Here is a 16702-nt window from a genome sequence, read left to right as displayed (position 1 = left end):
AAATGGATGTTGATTTTTTCTCAGAAGCTAGCGATGTTCTTTTAGAAGTTGAAGTGAATAAGAGTCATGCCGCTCAATTTGAAGACCAATACCTTGCTACAACAGGCGAGCACCCCAGCCTTGGGAGCGGCTACCAACATCAAAATAACAAGTGGGGCGGTGAGTATAGAATATATTTTAACGCAGATTTTAATATTATAGGAGCACTCTCAGATATCGGTGTTCACGTTGAACAAGGCGGCCGACCTTACCGCTCTTCTCGGAGGTGCAGGGTTAATAATAAGGAGTTTTTTTGGGCTCTTGTCGCGCTTGGCTATCGACTAGGCGAAAGTTGATCCTAATCTGTGTAAAGGAGATATTATGAGCATCGAAAAACAGGCAATGAAAACAAAAGATTTTTCTTTGGAGGTTGCTAGGGCTATTGCTAACCTAGTGCCTGAATCGATTACTGAGTCAAAAGATGACGATGGCAAAGTCAAGATATCAATAAATTACCAGGCACTGAAAAATGTTTTGGGAGACCTAATAGATAGCGAGCAAAGCGAAAAATATCAACTTAGTTGGCCCGGGAAAAGTGCTTCTGTTTTGGCATCAGCCTCAAGTACAGAAAAAACATTGAGACCTGAAAGAAAACAAAGCTTGATGTATGAAGACACCAAAAATACTTTTATTGAAGGCGATAATCTTGAAGCTTTAAAATTACTTCGAGAGAACTATCTTGGACAAGTGGATGTTATTTATATAGATCCACCATACAACACTGGCTCCGACCTAATATATAACGACAAATTCGTCAGCTCTACAAAAGATTATTTGAATTTAAGTGGTCAAGTTAGTGGCGAGGGCGAGCATTTAACCTCAAATCTTAAGGGTAATGGTCGCTTTCATTCCGACTGGCTTACAATGATATTCCCCAGGCTCCGTATCGCAAGACAGTTATTATCGGAGCAGGGCATCATTTTCATTTCCATAGATGATAATGAGCGCGCTAATTTACAAAAGATTTGCGAGGAAATTTTTGGCACGGAAAACTTTATTGGCTGTTTTATATGGAAGCGCCGAAGTGGCTCTATGGACTCCACCAGCAATCTTAGTGAAGATCACGAGTATGTGCTTGTCTATTCTAGATTTGGAGCTAGCTTGAACGGGGTTCGCAGGACTTTTGAAAAATACTCGAATCCAGACGATGACCCGCGAGGGCCATGGATTTCTGACAACCTGAGCGCTGGCAAGCCAGGTGGCGATACTTACTACTCTATTGTCGACCCGAATACAGGGAGTGAATACCTTCCGCCAAAAGGTCGCTATTGGCCTTACAGCCGAATCACAATGGCTAAAAAAATATCTGAAGGGCGTGTGCTTTTCCCAAAATTTTCAAGCGGCACGCCAATGCTCAAAAGATTTTCATCAGAGGCAATGAAAGAAACTATACCCGTCTCTTCTTGGATAGAGCGCCCAGGAGCCGGGGGGCAGAGTACGATTTGCTGCCCGATGAATAGCTCTGCAACAAGAGCGCTTAAAGAGCTACTTGGCAGTAAAGTATTCTCTTTCCCAAAGCCGGTTGAGCTCGTGCAGGCGCTAGTTCAACAAGGTGGATCCAAAGACGCTCTAGTTTTGGATTTTTTTGCAGGGTCGTCCACTACAGCACATGCGGTGTTAAATTGTAATGCAAACGATGGGGGGCGGCGCCGATTTATTCTTGTTCAGATTCCAGAAGCAATCGACAAGAGCACGGAAGCTTTTAAAGAAGGTTATTCTAATATTGCAGAAGTCTCGAAAGAGCGAATCCGCCGCGCGGGCCAAAAAATTCTCGAAGGCGACTGCCACTCCGACTGGAACCGAGATGTCGGCTTCCGTGTGCTGAAGGTGGACACCTCAAACATGAAGGACATCTACTACCGCCCCGACGAACTCTCCCAAGGAGATCTGCTGGAGGCAGTAGATAACATCAAACCCGACCGCACCCCAGAAGATCTTCTATTTCAGGTGCTGGTGGACTGGGGCGTTGATCTGACCCTGCCAATTCGCAGCGACACCCTTCAAGGGAAAACCGTATTTTTCGTCGATGACAATGCGCTAGTCGCTTGTTTCGACAGCGGCGTGACCGAGGATCTGGTCAAAGAACTGGCCAAGCATGAGCCCCTGCGCGTGGTTTTCCGTGACAATGGCTTTGCCTCCGATGCGGTAAAAATCAACGTCGAGCAGATATTCCGTCAGCTGTCGCCCAGCACCGAAGTCAAAACCATTTAAGGAAGCGCCACCATGCAATCCTATGTGCCGGATAGCCTGCCCCTTACCGAGCTGGATTTTCGCCAATTATTGCCCTTGGTGGGTCAAGCCAATGCTGCCCTGGCGCGCTACGATGGTTTGTTACAAGGCATTCCCAATCCTGCCGTGATGCTTTCCCCTTTAACGACTCAAGAAGCGGTACTGTCATCTAAAATTGAGGGCACCCAGGCAACAGTGGACGAAGTGCTGGAGCAGGAAGCAGGCCTGATCAAGAAGGGCGAGAAGTACACGGACATCTTGGAGATTTCTAACTACCGCGCCGCGCTTTTTAACGCTCGTGAATATCTGGAGTCCTACCCAATCAGGCTTGGTTTTATTCGTGAGTTACACCGTATCTTGATGAACAGTGTTCGTGGCCAGGAGAAAACTCCAGGCGAGTTCCGCAAAGATCAAAACTGGATAGGCCGCGCGGGCTGCAAGATTGTAGACGCAACCTTTGTACCGCCAAACCCGATGCAGCTCCCAGACTACCTGGCTGCCTGGGAGCAATACCTGGACAGTGATGATATTGATTTTCTGATTCAAACGGCAGTCGTTCATGCTCAGTTTGAGCTATTGCACCCGTTCAAGGATGGCAATGGCCGGATTGGGCGCATCCTGATTCCCTTGTTCCTTTATCAGAAGCGGGCTTTATCGCAGCCCATGTTCTATTTGTCGGAGTACCTGGAGCACAACAGAGATGAGTATTACGAGCGCCTGAAAGCAATTTCAGCCGAGGGAGACTGGAACAGCTGGATTGCATTTTTCCTTAGGGGTGTCAGTCAACAGGCTGAGGATAACAGCCAACGGGTGCAGAAAATCCGGGCTCTTTATGAAGAGATGAAGCAAGCCATTCAGGAAACCACTCGCTCCCAGTTCACGCTCCACCTTCTGGATGCGATTTTCAGCAAACCCATTTTTAGAACATCTGATTTGGCCAAACAACTTCATCGAGAATTTGGAGTGCATGAAAAAACAACGCCTAGTCTATTGCGACAGTTAAAAGATGTCGGAATTTTGCTTGAGCTGGAGCCTGGGAGCGGCAGGCGATCTGCAACGCTATGCTTTCCTCGCTTGATCAACCTTGCTGAAGGGCGAAAAGTGGTTTGAAGAGCCTGCAAACGGAACAACACAAGTTGTAGAGCCCAATTTCAAAAACAGACTCCCCTAGGGTTTTTGTGGAGTCTCAAAGCTCTGCAAACACCCTTGTAGAGCTTTATTTAAGGTATAGGCTCCTCAAAGGTGGTAATAGAGTATATCCACACAAGGTTCACGCTTACTCAACGAAACTAAAGAACACATAGCTATCTATTAGAAAATAGATTATTCCGTACATGAATTTCTTTCTGCAGTACCTACACGCAGAAAGAATGCAGAATGAATGCAGAAAGAGAGCGCCATGAAACTGAAGTTCAAAACTCAGGCCTACCAGACCCATGCCGTTGAGTCCGTGGTGGACTGTTTCGCCGGTCAACCCATGCGCGACGGCCTGACCTACCGCATCGACCCCGGCCGGCAGGCTCAGACTGGCGCTTTCGATGCAGAGGGCTTCAAAAATGCTGACCTGGCGCTAAACGAAGTCCAGGTATTAGAGAACATCCAGGCCGTTCAGCGCCGCCAGAACCTTGCAACGTCATCGTCACTGACCGATTTCACCACTTATGACAACAAGGGCAACCGTGTACCGGCCAAGGCTGCCTATAAAAAAGACGCCCTGGCAGCCACACGCATCCACTTAGACGTGGAAATGGAAACCGGCACCGGCAAGACCTACTGCTACATCAAGACCATTTTTGAGATGAACAAACGCTATGGCTGGAGCAAGTTCATCATCATGGTGCCCTCGGTTGCCATCCGCGAGGGTGTTTATAAGTCGCTACAGATTACCGCTGAACATTTCACTGAAAGCTATGGCAAAAAGGCGCGGTTCTTCATCTACAACTCCAAGCGCCTGCATGAGCTGGAGAGTTTCTCTTCCGACGCCGGCATCAATGTGATGATTATGAACATCCAGGCCTTCAACGCCCGGGGCGCCGATAACCGGCGTATTTATGACGAGCTCGATGACTTTCAGTCGCGCAAGCCCATCGACGTTATTGCCGCAAACCGGCCAATCCTGATTCTGGATGAGCCACAGAAGATGGAAGGTAAAGCCACCATGGAGGCTTTACCTCAGTTTAAACCATTGGCGATTCTCCGCTATTCGGCCACCCATCGAACTCAACACAACCGGGTGCATCGCCTTGACGCGCTAGATGCTTACAATCAGAAACTGGTGAAGAAGATCGCTGTACGAGGTATTCAGACTCGTGGTCTGGCCGGTACAAATGCCTACCTATACCTGGAAGGTATCGATATCTCTAAGCATGCGCCTGTTGCCCGTATAGAGCTGGAAGTGAAACTCAAATCCGGCGAAATCAAGCGCCAGATCAGGCGTCTTCGGTTCAAAGATGATCTGTTTGCGGTGTCTGGTGAGCTGGATCAATACCGGGACGACTTCACCGTCAGCCAGATTGACGCTACCACCGATACCGTGGAGTTCACCAATGGGCTGGTACTCACCGCTGGCGAGGCCAGTGGCGACGTTTCCGAAGGCGATATCCGCCGCATTCAGATCCGCGAGACCATCAAGGCGCACCTGGACCGGGAAAAGCAGCTTTTCACGCAAGGCATCAAAGTCTTGTCGTTGTTTTTTATCGACGAAGTAGCCAAATATCGTGACTACGAGCAGGAAGATGATAATGGCGTGTACGCCCGCATCTTTGAAGAAGAGTATCAGCTGCTCAAGAAGGAATACCTGTCTGAGCTTGCTATAGACAATCAGGCCTACCGCCAGTACCTAGAAGGCATTGACCCAACCAGCACTCACAATGGCTACTTCGCTATTGATAAGAAGACCAAGCGCCTGAAAGATCCCGCCGTGGGTAAACGCGCCACTGACTCCGATGATGTGGACGCCTACGACCTGATTCTGAAAGACAAAGAACGCCTGCTTTCTTTTGACGAACCCACGCGATTCATCTTCTCACACTCGGCATTGCGTGAGGGCTGGGACAACCCCAATGTATTCATCATGTGCATGCTCAAGCACAGCGATAATACTATTTCCCGTCGTCAGGAGGTGGGGCGCGGTCTGCGATTATCAGTTGATAGGCACGGCGACCGCATGGACAACCCGGCGGTGGTTCATGACATCAACGTACTGACGGTAATTGCCAGCGAGAGCTACAAAGATTTCGTTACCGGGCTACAGCAGGAAATCAGTGAGAACTTGAGCGCTCGGCCTCGTCAAGCAACGGAAACCTATTTTACTGGCAAGCTACTGGTTACCGAGCAAGGCGCTTTCGAAGTCACTCCAGCCATGGCCAAGCAGATCTACCGCTATTTGGTGAAGAACGACTATACCGACGACACAGACCGAGTTGTTGATACCTACTATGATGCGAAGGAACAAGGCACTCTGGCGGACTTGCCAGAAGATCTGAAGCCCTTCAGTGACCAGATCTTTGCCTTGATCGACACCGTGTTCAGCGAATGCCAACTGCCCAGGATTGAGGATGGCCGCAAACCGAAGACCAACCCACTCAATGCCAACTTCGACAAGAAAGAATTTCAGGCCCTGTGGCAGCGCATCAACCGCAAGGCGGTGTATCGCGTCGATTTTGACTCCGATGAACTGGTGAGCAAATGCATCGCAGCGCTGGACAAAGAGCTACGTGTAACGCCCCTGCAGTACACCGTACAGAAAGGCATTCAGCAAGATGCACTGACCGACGAGCAGTTGCGCAAGGGCGACGGCTTTAAAGTTGAAGAAACGGCGACCGAATACGGAAACTCTATCCACTCCCGGGTACGATATGACCTGTTGGGAAAGGTGGCCGAAAATGCCCGCCTGACCCGCGCAACTGCCGCCAGCATTCTGCAGGGCGTTCAGTCAGCCGTGTTCAATCAGTTCCGTCAGAACCCGGAGCACTTCATTGCCGAGGCATCACGGCTTATCGCCGAACAAAAAGCGGCAATGGTGATTGAACGCCTGGCCTACGACCAGGTTGATGAGCGCTACGATGTGGATATTTTCACGGCCAATCAAACCGGCCAAGACTTCTCCCGCGCTACAGAAAAGCTGAAGAACCACGTATACGACTACGCAATTACAGATTCAGACGTCGAGCGCCGCTTCGTGAACGAGCTGGATACCAGCAGTGAAGTAGTGGTTTACGCCAAGCTCCCAAGGGACTTTCTGATCCCAACTCCCGTGGGCGATTACAACCCGGACTGGGCGATTTCCTTCCAGGCTGGCAACATCAAACACATCTACTTTGTGGCTGAGACTAAAGGCACGATGTCTTCCATGAAGCTACGAGAAATCGAAAAAACTAAGATCGAATGTGCCAGAAAGTTCTTCGATGAGATCAACCTTAAGGTCACTCAGGAGAAGGTGAAATATGACGTGGTGACAGACTACGCCAAACTTATGGATGTGGTTGGACAAAAAGTGCATATCTGAACTGCTGCTCTGTTTATAACTAGATTCCGCTTTGGCTTGTGTCTGGTAAGACTGGCAATATAGTCGCTTTCTTTGATCAGCAAAACGATTCGATCAGCAAACGAAAGGACACGGCATGGCCCACCTGCTACGCATCGTGATGATTCACGGCCACCTGGAAGGGGTGGTGGAACTGAGTGTGGACGGCCACACCAATATTTGTGGCACCAACGCCTCGGGCAAAACCACGCTGCAGCGGCTGGTGCCGGTGTTTTACGGCGAGCTGCCTAATAAGGTCGTGCCGAAAACCCGCATGAAGTTTGATGCGTTTTATTTGCCTCATCGCAATAGCTACCTGGTGTACGAATATCGCCGCGAAGCGGGCAATGTTTGCCAGGCGGTGCTCACGCGTAAAGCCGAAGGCGGGGTCGAGTATCGCTTTGTTGGCGGGCCCTATCAGCCGGAAGATTACTTGGTTGAAAGCGAGGCGGGCGTAGCCGCGCTGGATTACAGCCAGTGGGCCAGCGGCCTGCGCCGTAACGGCACGCCGGTGTCGTCCAAGCTGGGCGCGACCTCTGAATTTCGCTCGGTGATTCAAAACGACTTTACCCAGCTGCATGGCAACAGCCGCGATGGCCTCAAACTGCGCCAAATCGCGGCGCAGTTCAGCCTGGTCAAACCCGAGCGCCGCATTCGCCATATCGAAAAGCTGGTTTCCGCGGTGCATGCCAAAGAGGGCAAGATGGATACCCTCAAAACCATGCTGGCGGCTATTTTTGAAGAAGACGGCGTTGAGCTTCCGGTCACGCGCATTCGCAATACCAAAGCGCGGGAGTGGATTGCCCAGATGCGTCAATCCATGCGCCTGGAACCGCTGCAGGCATCGCTGGCTCGGTTGGCCGGTATCGATCGCGAGCTAGCCCATTTAGACGCCACGCTATGGCAGCTAAAGCCCCAGCTTGAAGATGACCGCCAGCGGGCAGAGCGGCGCATGGCCGACGTGGACGCTGAACTGGCTCGCCATCAGCGCGAGTTTCAGCAGCGTGAAAGCGGCTATGCCCAGGCGCGCGATGAGCTTAATGATCGCCATAGCGAAGTGGTCAGCGATTTACAGCACACCCAGCGCCGCCTCAATGATCTACAAACTCAGTTTGAGCGCTACTCTGATGCGGACATGCCCGCCCTGGAGCGCGATATCAACGCGCTGCCCCAGTGGCGCGAACAGCGCGACCAGCTGCTTGCCCACTTAAATGAAATGCAGGGTGCGGTGAAAGAGAGCCAGGCGCGACTGGATGGCCGGTTGCGCGAACTCTCAGAGTCGTTAGCTCGCCAAACGCGTGAAGCCCAGGAGCTGATCGACGCCTTAGTGGAAGAGAAAGCCCAGCGCCGCGAACAGCAGTGGGAGGCGGAGCAAAAGCTCAATGAACGCTATCAGCAGGAGCGCCAGCGCCTTGAGAGCGAGTATCAGGCCCAGCTAGAGCTAGGCGTTGAGCAGCTAGCTGAGCTTAAAGCACAGCTTTCGCTGACCAGCCAAACCACGGAAGAGGCCAACGATGCGGAGCTTGCCCAGGCGCGCTTGGACCAAGCTCAGCAGGAGCGCAGCGGGGCGGCCGCAACCCTAGACGGGCTGCGCCGTGAGTTTGAAACCCGCAAGCGCGAACGAGACGCCGCTGAGCAGCAACTGGTGCAGCTTCGCCAACAGCTTGAACGCGCCGAGCAGCGCAGCTTTGCGCTGTATCAGCAGCGTGACCCCGAGCAGGGCAGCCTGCGCCACTTTCTGCGCTACCATCGCCCCGGCTGGGAGCAGCAGCTAGGCAAGGTTGTTGCCCCAGAGCTATTAGAGCGGCGCGATTTAGCCCCACGGCTTGCCGAAGGCGCTAGCGACGACCTGTTTGGATTGGCGTTAGATCTTTCTGCCATTGCCCTGCCGAGCTACGCCCAGGATGAAGCCAGCCTGCTGGCCGCGATTGAAGAGGCGGATACCGCCAAGCGGCGCGTGCAGGCAGAGTGTCAAGCAACCGAAAAAGCGCTTAAACAGCACAACGAGCGCGTACAGCAGGCCGATGAAGCCCAGGATCAGGCCCGCATGGCGCATCGGCGCGCCGAGCAGGAAGTCGAGTTCGCGCTAGAGGCGCGCCGCCAGCAGCAGGAGCGTCAAACCAAGCACCAGCAGGAGCGCCGCGCCGCCCATCAGGCCGCGTTAGCCAACCAAGAGCAGGCGCAAGCCGCACTGCGTGAAGAAAAACAGCAGGCGCTCGCGGCGCTTGGCGAAACGCAGCAAGGCCAGCTGCTGGAGCTAAAAGCCGACGGCCAAAGCCAGGTAGACAGCCTGGATGCCCAGCTGCGCCAGTATAAACAGCAGCTTAGCGATGCCAATGCCGAACATCAGCGCCAGCGCGCTGAGCTTGAAGACGCCTTTAGCCAAGAACTTGCCGAGCAGGGCGTCGACCCGGCCCAGCTAAAAGCCACCAAAGAGCGCCTGGCGAGCCAGGACGAGCGCATCCGCACGACCGCCGCGCGTCAGGACGAGCTCACCGAGTACACCCGCTTTATGCGCGTCGAGTGGGGGCAGCACAAGCCGCAGCTTGTCGCCCAAGAAGCCGAACTTGCGCAGGCCGACCAACAATTGGCACGCGATAAAGAGCACCTGAAAACCGATTTTCAGGCCGCGCGTAAAACTCACCAGAGTGCTGTAAGCGGGCTTAAAACCCAGCGTGAAAGTGAACATGCCTGCCTGGAAGCGTTGAAGCCACTGCTCACGCAGCTAGAAAGCCTGGCTATTGAACCTGACGGCCAAGTGCCAAGCTCAGCGCTGGGTGATGTGGATGAGCGCATTGAGCGCGCCCGTCAGGCGCTGGGTAATCGCCACCAGCAGATCGAGCAATTGCGCCGGGGCTGCCTGGAGGTGGAGAGCCAACTGATCAAGGACGCCAGCAGCGGCTTTGCCGAAGCGCTGGAGAGCGAACGCAGCAAGCTGCAAAGCGACAACCCGCGCCTACAGCTACCGCTACTGCGCGACATGCTCAAACTGCTCGAAGATCAACAACAGCAGCTGATTCAGGAAGGCCGTAACCTCAGCGACGACCTGGATAAGTTCTTTACCGTGTTCCGCGATTTGAACCGCCGCATCAGCGCCCAAAGCCGTCGGCTGTCTGAAGAAGTCGCCGATGACCTGCGCCTGGAGGGCATCAGCAAGGCCGAAGTGCGTATCCAGTCCACCATCGATGAACTGGGCTTCTGGGAGCCGCTGAAGCTGTTTGCCCAGCGCTATAAAGAATGGCGCGAATCCGGCCAAACGCTGCCTAGCGACGACTACTTAAACACCCTGGCGGACGTGGTCGATCTGCTGCGTAGCGACCAGCAGTACAGCTTTGAAAGCCTGCTGCGCCTGGAGCTGCATCTCAACGAAGGCGGCACCGATCTGGTAATCAAAAACGACCGCCAGCTGTTGGAGTCCTCCAGCCACGGCATGGCGTATCTTATTCTGTGTAAATTCCTGCTCGCCTTTACTCGCCTGCTGCGCGGCGACGCGGAAATCGCCATCCACTGGCCGATTGATGAAATTGGTACGCTGGCGTATCACAACGTCGAAAAGCTGTTTGATGCCTGCGACAGCAATCGTATTCACATTGTAGGTGCGTTCCCCAACCCTGAATCGGACGTGCTGCTGCTGTTCGCCAACCGCTACTTGATTGACCGCGATGACACCCAGCCCAACAAACGGGTGCTAAAACGTATTGAGCCACGGTTAAGCCGCTTGGCCGAGCGGCTCCAGGAACGTCAGCAGGAGGTGACAGCATGATCGAACATGGCCCACTGCTTGAGCGCTTGCTGGCGGGTGAGTTTATCTGCCCGATCAGCGATGAGAGCGGCTATCGGCATCTCACCAATGAAGAGACCCGTGAGGAGATCGATACCTACCTGCGGCCCCTCAACCGCCGCTTGGCCAGTAATGAAGACGGCAGCGTCTATTTTCTGGCTTGGCGACAGTTGAACGACAGCGCCCGTGACCAGCTTTCGCGCCAGCTGGGCGATACGCTTAATAGCCTGCTGCCGCTGTTGGAATGGCTGCAGCTGGTTCAAGAAGCGCTAGGCCGCGATACGCTGGCCGCCCCCGGCGATGTGCTTAAACCCGCTGAATTCAGCGCCAAGTGTGAAGATAACCAAAGCCTGCGCGAGCGCCTGGAACGCCTAGCCACCGACAGCTTCTTTGGCTCCCAGAGCGACCAGCTTGATGCTCAAGTAAAGCAGGTGTTTAAGCGCTTGAAGGAGCACGGCTACCTGCTTCAGCCGCATTCAGAGCGGCAGGTGTTTGTGGTCACCGGCAAGATCGACTACCTGGTGGACTTGGTGCGCTTTATCCGCGATGAAGAGAACCTGCCGATTGATGCCGAAGGTGAAGAGGGCAAGCAGGAGGCGCTGCTTTGAGTGAGCTAGAGAGCCGCCTGCTAAAAACCGGCAGTGAACGGCTGGCGCTGCTGGGCAAGCATTCTGAAGCGCTGATGCAGGCCTACACCCGCGATGAAGTGCCGCTGGAATCGCTCAGCGACAGCGCGCTGCGTAAGCTGCTGGCGGCGCGCATTCTATGGCGGCCGGATGAGCAGAGCGGCGTGAAGCTAGCGCCCAAGGTGCGCGAACTGATCGCTGAAATGCTAGCCGACGAGACCCGCCGCCACGTCAACGCAGACGTAGCGGAAACCCTGGAGCTGATTCGCTCATTGGTACACAGCTATCGCGAGGCGCGCAGCCGTGGCGAGCACTGGCGGTTGGAGCAGCAATTGATGCGCCTGCGCCAGGAAGTCGATGACCTTAACGGCCGCTTTGCCGATGCCATTGATAGCCTGTGGCAGCGGCTCAATAGCGACTTTGGCTTTGTTAGCCAGCTCAACGACAAAATCCGTGAAAACGACCGCGCCCAAAAGCAGATCGCCCGCCTGTTGGACGGCCTGGCGCTAATCGACTTCGACGAGCTGATTGAGTTAGTGGGTAGCGACGGCAGCCTGCGCAAGCTATTGATCAGTCAGCTTCAACAGCAGTTAAGTAACCATTACACCGGCCTGCGCGAAGTACAGCGACGCTTGATCGAGTTAATGGCGCGCTTTCGCAAGCAGCAGGCGCGCAGCCGCCTGATTAGCGGCATGGCCGCCTTTATGCGCGAACACCCCGGCTTTGTGCCCGGCAACTACGCCCGCCGCAGCGACGTACCCGCCCTGGTCAATCAAGCCGCGCCGCTAAGCGCCGCCGCCGCCCCGGCGCTGGATCGCAACCTGGATAGCCAAGCCCTGGCTGAGCTGCTGCACCAGCTACCCCAGCCGCGCCATACCACCCAGTCAGTAGAAGCCGCGGCCCCTGCTCAAGCCCAGCAAACTAGCATGGCCGCCGCCCGCCAGCAGGCGCTCAAACAGGATGTCGAGCACTTCTATTTAAGCGTGATCGATCAGCCTCAGGCGGAACCGGTTAGCGCCCTGGAGTACCTGCACGAAAGCCCGCTGGAGTGGCCGGATGAGATTTGGCTGTTCCAGGTGATTGCCGAATACCAGGGCCTGCCGCGCAACGACCAGCGCGCATTTCGGCTCAAACAGCAGGAAAGCCAGGCGAGCACCTTCAATCACCTGCGCCTGATTCACGACGTTGAACTGCAGCTGGCTGTGCCGGTATGAACCTGCCCAGCCGTGCGCGCACCGGGCTTAATGAAGTCGCCCGCTTGCTCTGCCAGCAGCCCACGGTAGTGCGGCCGCGCCGCCAGTGGGTAGACGACATGGTGGCCTGGTGCCATCAACATGATATTGATCTAGCCGCGCGGCTAAGCGGTAAAACGCTGCGCTTTGATGCCGCGCTGTTGGCACAGATTAATGACGTACTCGAAAGCGCCAAAATAGCGCCACTGGGCCGCGCGCTCAGCGGCCTGACCAGTGGCGCCCAGGCAAAAGAAGGCGTAGAAGAAGACAAAACCAACCGCGAAAGCCCCCGCGCACGGCGGATATTAATCAGCCTACCGCCGGAAGCCTCGCCGTTGTTCGTACACGGGCTTGCACAACCGCCGCGCACCATTCGCGATGTGGATATTCAGACGCTAAAACTAAGCGCGTTCAGCGCGTTAGTTCAGGTCGAAAACCTCGACAGCTTCTATGCGTTTACAGCCGATAGCCCAGCGCTAAGCGACTACATTAACCCGTTGATAGTTTACCGCGGCGATAGCCACTACGGCGGCGGCTTTGCCCTGCTGGCCGAGGCGTGGCACAAAACCCGCCGAACGCATATCTACGCCGGTGATTTCGACATAAAAGGCGTTACGCTCGCGCTAGACAGCGGCGCTACACATTTGCTGCTGCCCGACATCGAATGGCTCACCCTGAATGTCACGCCGCTGCATGTGCCCGCTGAGCAGTTTCCCTATCAGCGCAGGCTTCGCAAGCACTTTGCCGCGCTTCCATCTGCCCATCCATTGCGTGATTATCTAACGCTGTTGTTGGAGAAGCAGCGGGGGCTTAAGCAGCAGTGGTTTAGTGAGGATGTGATGTGTGTGGGGCTGGTGTAATGGCATATCACTTTGTCGCGAGATCCACGCTATTATGCCCTTCGACCGCATGCGCATTGCCGAGTGATGCGCATGCATAAGTATGATTGAAACCGGCAAAACGCGCAGGCGCGCGACTTTTAGATATGCTGCCAAATTTTGCTTTGCTCTCAGCAGAAGCAATGGGGTAGAGTCGATTCTTGGGGAAACATAACCTCAATCAATGTGCCGCCGCGTTTATTGAGGTTATGTAGCCTTCCGTATAATCACTGTTATGTTTCGTATAGGTAAAATATGAGCCCAATTGCGAGTTTTTTTATAAGTGTTAGCTCGGGAGCAATTGCAGCCTTCTTGGGTTCGCTTTGGGCCGTGAGACGCTTCTACAAGCAAAAAACATGGGAGCGGCGTGAGCGAGCTTACGAAGAGATCGTGAATGCACTTTATGATGTAATCCAGTACTGCGCGGTGCAAAAAGAAGACTATGGCCAAGGCACAGGACTTTCAGAAGATAAGGAGCGAGAGCTGCGTAGTAAGTATTACTCAGCCACCTCATCACTTAGCAAAGCTACAGATATTGGCAGCTTCTATATTTCAGATGATGCCTATAATGTGCTCACAGACTTGAGGGGGCGTGAAACCTTTAACCCCAATGAGGAGCCGTGGTTTGAAATCTTTGAAAGTGAACATCAAGAGCACAAGAAGGCGTTAAATAAACTGATGGATATTGCCAAAAGGGATCTCCACATTGGAAAAACATAACAAGGCGCTGCAGTTGACCGCTGTTCCGCTTCGCTCCACAGCGGCAACTGAGCTTCGGCGTTATGTGCATTAGGCGAAATGGTAGCTAAATGAAGCTTGGTCCAAAATCTCTGGAGAAACTGCGGGAGCTGATAAACGAGGAGAGCGAATACCGTTCCGGCCCAAAGCTTGTGCAATTTTTCAATCGCCTTGGCTTCAATGATTCGTATGGCCAGGGTTTCCCTTCCCGATGGATGTACACGGATCAGCGTCTAGAAGCGATTAACGGCTCGCCCGAGCTAGATAAGTGCATTAGAGCTGTACTCAATCCGGCCAACTTTATAGGGAAGGTGTCCGAACTCGATGCGCATATTAAATGGTTGAATCAGTTTCTCGCCTTTGATAAATGGAAAATCGTTAGGGGCGGCGCTGAACTTTCGTTCCAACGGCTTGAGAAAGTCGAGATCGACGAGCCATCCGCGAACCTAGGTGGGGAAAGTGAAGACGAATTTCTCAGGCGGGAATTTACCAGCGTTTCAGTTGCAAAACTTGGACTAGAGGGCGTCGTCACAGAAGTACTTGAGCAACGAATCAAAGAAATTGAGAAGTGTTTCTTTGGAAAGGCCTACTTAGCCATGATCTTGATGGCTGGAAGCACGTTAGAAGGTACGCTCCTAGGAATTGCGAACCAGCATCCCCGCGTTTTCAATTTGGCAAAATCATCGCCAAAGGACGGCACAGGAAAGGCTAAGCAATTCCAAGATTGGAGCCTCAGTGCGTTCATCGATGTCGCGCATGAACTCCGCCTCGTTCAACATGACACACAAAAGTTTAGCCACACGCTCCGCGAGTTCAGGAATTACATCCATCCGTTCCAGCAAATGAGTTCGGGGTTTAACCCATCGGAGCATACGGCGAAATTATGCCTGCAAGTGTTGAAGGCAGCGGTTCACGAAATAGGCCGAAACGTTGGCAAAATCGACACATAACAGATCGCTGCAGTTGACCGCCCAAAACGCTGCCGCGTTTCGGGTTCCCTCCGCGCTTCGCGCTCCGGCGTCAACTGAGCTTAGGCGTTATAAATCAGGGGGAAAGTTGTAGTGATACCCAAGCATGACCAAATTCGTATTCCGGCTTTGTCGCTTTTAGCGGAGCGCGGTCAGCTAAAGCTGCGTGAGTTCGAAACTCCGCTTGCCAAGCACTTTGGTTTGTCCGATGACGAAGTCCAAGAAGAGTATGAGTCGGGGAACGGTAAAGTTTTCTACGACCGTATCAGTTGGGCTCTAAGCTACATGAACATGGCGGGGTTGTTAAGCAAACCCAAGCGAGGCGTTTACGGAATCAGCGATCTCGGCATGCAAAGGCTCAAGACTCCAGAGTCTCTCAACCAGTTCATTGCTTCAGAATTCGCCAAGAAGCAAGAGAATAAGCCAAACAAGTCAAATAAGGTGGCGCTCGACGAGACAAGCCTTACTCCACAGGAAGAACTCTACGAGTCGGCTAAGAAGATTCGCGAGGCTCGGTATCAAGAGCTCATCGATACCATCCTGTCTAAGAAACCACGCGAGTTCGAGAACCTGGTCGTTTTGCTTCTCCAAAAGATGGGTTACGGCGGCGAAGTCAAGCAATCTGGTGCGGTCACGCCTTACACTAACGACGGAGGTATTGATGGCATTATCAAAGAAGACGTACTCGGTTTTGGCCGCATTCATATTCAGGCAAAACGGTATGCCCAAGCAGCAAGCGTAGGTAGGCCAGAAATTCAGAGCTTCGTTGGAGCGCTAGCTGTCGCACAGTCAAACAAAGGCGTCTTCATTACAACATCGTTCTTCTCAAAAGGTGCTCTTCAATACGCCGAGGGTCTGAACGGTAGCACCACTCTCATACTCATAGATGGAGAAACACTAGCTGAGTATCTTTATGAGTATGGTGTCGGCGTACAGGTCGAGCACACGGTTCAAATTAAAAGGCTCGATAGCGAGTTCTGGGATTCCATAGAGAATGAGGCTGGCGGGCTTGATTTATAAAAAGTCATTCAAGCTCGTTCCTGGCCTGCGGCCGTCCACCGGACGCCCCTGTCGGGCCGCCGCTTAATTTTAGCGTTATGGATAGGTGAGCATGGATTGGAAGACGTTTTTCGCACAGATAATCGATTTCCTAGCTTGGCCAGCAGTGGCAGTCTTCGTCGTCTTTCTGTTGCGAGACAAAATTACGGACCTACTTCCTCGTTTAAAAAAGTTTAGACACAAAGAAACCGAGATTGAATTTACCGAGGGTGTCACTGAGCTGGTGCAAGAAAGGCAGGCTCAAGGAATTCAAAACAATGAAGTCGAGCAGACAGACGAATATCAGGATCAAGTCAGTTTCTTGTCGCGGTTAGCAGAGATATCACCAAGATCCGCTGTTCTTGAGGCTTTTCGTATGGTTGAAGTGGCCGCCGCGAAAAAGGCTGCACGAATATATCCGGATCTTGAGAGCCGGTATGCCAAGAGTCCTCTACATTTGCAGAAGCTCCTAAAAGATGAGGTCTTAACCAAAAACGAATTTCATCAGTTTGATCAGCTTCGAAGGCTCCGGAATGAAGCCGCACACACAGAGGAGTTCGGTGTGAAAGGGATGCCAGTTGAGGCTTATATCGATATCGCTTTATCCATGGCTTCCCGGCTGGAAGCTGAAAATCTATAACCAGTGCA

General features: G+C 53.2%; 12 protein-coding genes. All 12 read left to right on the top strand.

Going from position 1 to position 16702, the window contains the following annotated elements; genetic code table 11:
- The first annotated feature begins 2 nt into the window (after nucleotides 1-2).
- A complete protein-coding gene (locus ACT3TR_RS04125; RefSeq protein WP_444624449.1) occupies nucleotides 3-335 on the top strand; it encodes a hypothetical protein in 333 nt (110 codons plus the stop codon).
- Between the two features lie 25 nt (nucleotides 336-360).
- On the top strand, nucleotides 361-2250 hold the full coding sequence (locus tag ACT3TR_RS04120) for a site-specific DNA-methyltransferase (RefSeq protein ID WP_444624450.1): 1890 nt from the start codon (nucleotides 361-363) through the stop codon (nucleotides 2248-2250).
- Nucleotides 2251-2262: 12 nt separating this feature from the next.
- Nucleotides 2263-3378, top strand: a complete 1116-nt coding sequence (locus tag ACT3TR_RS04115; RefSeq protein WP_444624451.1) for a Fic family protein — start codon at nucleotides 2263-2265, stop codon at nucleotides 3376-3378.
- A 289-nt stretch (nucleotides 3379-3667) separates the two neighbouring features.
- Nucleotides 3668-6775, top strand: a complete 3108-nt coding sequence (locus ACT3TR_RS04110) for a type III restriction-modification system endonuclease (RefSeq protein WP_444624452.1) — start codon at nucleotides 3668-3670, stop codon at nucleotides 6773-6775.
- A 115-nt stretch (nucleotides 6776-6890) separates the two neighbouring features.
- Nucleotides 6891-10556 carry an ATP-binding protein gene (locus ACT3TR_RS04105; RefSeq protein WP_444624453.1) on the top strand — a complete coding sequence of 1222 codons (3666 nt, stop codon included), beginning with the start codon at nucleotides 6891-6893 and terminating at the stop codon, nucleotides 10554-10556.
- Nucleotides 10553-11182 (top strand): condensin complex protein MksE, encoded by a 630-nt coding sequence (locus tag ACT3TR_RS04100; protein ID WP_193062861.1) that lies wholly within the window; start codon nucleotides 10553-10555, stop codon nucleotides 11180-11182. Before ACT3TR_RS04105 ends, ACT3TR_RS04100 begins: the two co-directional genes overlap by 4 nt.
- The gene (locus ACT3TR_RS04095; protein WP_444624454.1) at nucleotides 11179-12414 is read left to right on the top strand and encodes a hypothetical protein; all 1236 of its coding nucleotides are present in this window, start codon (nucleotides 11179-11181) and stop codon (nucleotides 12412-12414) included. Before ACT3TR_RS04100 ends, ACT3TR_RS04095 begins: the two co-directional genes overlap by 4 nt.
- Nucleotides 12411-13292 (top strand): DUF7281 domain-containing protein, encoded by an 882-nt coding sequence (locus tag ACT3TR_RS04090; RefSeq protein WP_444624455.1) that lies wholly within the window; start codon nucleotides 12411-12413, stop codon nucleotides 13290-13292. The genes ACT3TR_RS04095 and ACT3TR_RS04090 overlap by 4 nt, the downstream gene beginning before the upstream one ends.
- 273 nt (nucleotides 13293-13565) lie before the next feature.
- Nucleotides 13566-14030: a hypothetical protein gene (locus ACT3TR_RS04085; RefSeq protein ID WP_444624456.1), complete on the top strand. Its 465-nt coding sequence runs from the start codon at nucleotides 13566-13568 to the stop codon at nucleotides 14028-14030.
- Between the two features lie 89 nt (nucleotides 14031-14119).
- On the top strand, nucleotides 14120-14998 hold the full coding sequence (locus tag ACT3TR_RS04080) for a hypothetical protein (protein WP_444624457.1): 879 nt from the start codon (nucleotides 14120-14122) through the stop codon (nucleotides 14996-14998).
- A gap of 111 nt (nucleotides 14999-15109) precedes the next feature.
- On the top strand, nucleotides 15110-16036 hold the full coding sequence (locus ACT3TR_RS04075) for a restriction endonuclease (protein ID WP_444624458.1): 927 nt from the start codon (nucleotides 15110-15112) through the stop codon (nucleotides 16034-16036).
- Between the two features lie 91 nt (nucleotides 16037-16127).
- On the top strand, nucleotides 16128-16694 hold the full coding sequence (locus ACT3TR_RS04070) for a hypothetical protein (protein WP_444624459.1): 567 nt from the start codon (nucleotides 16128-16130) through the stop codon (nucleotides 16692-16694).
- Nucleotides 16695-16702: the final 8 nt, after the last annotated feature.

The sequence above is a fragment of the Halomonas sp. AOP12-B1-6 genome (assembly GCF_052379225.1).
Lineage (GTDB): Bacteria > Pseudomonadota > Gammaproteobacteria > Pseudomonadales > Halomonadaceae > Vreelandella > Vreelandella casei.
This window is presented reverse-complemented; position numbering and strand designations above follow the sequence as displayed.

Bases quoted from the DNA above. Each gene is read 5' to 3' on its own strand.
- ACT3TR_RS04120 (WP_444624450.1), top strand. From the start codon at position 361: ATGAGCATCGAAAAACAGGCAATGAAAACAAAAGATTTTTCTTTGGAG.
- ACT3TR_RS04100 (WP_193062861.1), top strand. From the start codon at position 10,553: ATGATCGAACATGGCCCACTGCTTGAGCGCTTGCTGGCGGGTGAGTTT.
- ACT3TR_RS04085 (WP_444624456.1), top strand. From the start codon at position 13,566: ATGAGCCCAATTGCGAGTTTTTTTATAAGTGTTAGCTCGGGAGCAATT.
- ACT3TR_RS04080 (WP_444624457.1), top strand. From the start codon at position 14,120: ATGAAGCTTGGTCCAAAATCTCTGGAGAAACTGCGGGAGCTGATAAAC.
- ACT3TR_RS04070 (WP_444624459.1), top strand. From the start codon at position 16,128: ATGGATTGGAAGACGTTTTTCGCACAGATAATCGATTTCCTAGCTTGG.
- ACT3TR_RS04125 (WP_444624449.1), top strand. From the start codon at position 3: ATGGATGTTGATTTTTTCTCAGAAGCTAGCGATGTTCTTTTAGAAGTT.
- ACT3TR_RS04090 (WP_444624455.1), top strand. From the start codon at position 12,411: ATGAACCTGCCCAGCCGTGCGCGCACCGGGCTTAATGAAGTCGCCCGC.
- ACT3TR_RS04115 (WP_444624451.1), top strand. From the start codon at position 2,263: ATGCAATCCTATGTGCCGGATAGCCTGCCCCTTACCGAGCTGGATTTT.
- ACT3TR_RS04105 (WP_444624453.1), top strand. From the start codon at position 6,891: ATGGCCCACCTGCTACGCATCGTGATGATTCACGGCCACCTGGAAGGG.
- ACT3TR_RS04110 (WP_444624452.1), top strand. From the start codon at position 3,668: ATGAAACTGAAGTTCAAAACTCAGGCCTACCAGACCCATGCCGTTGAG.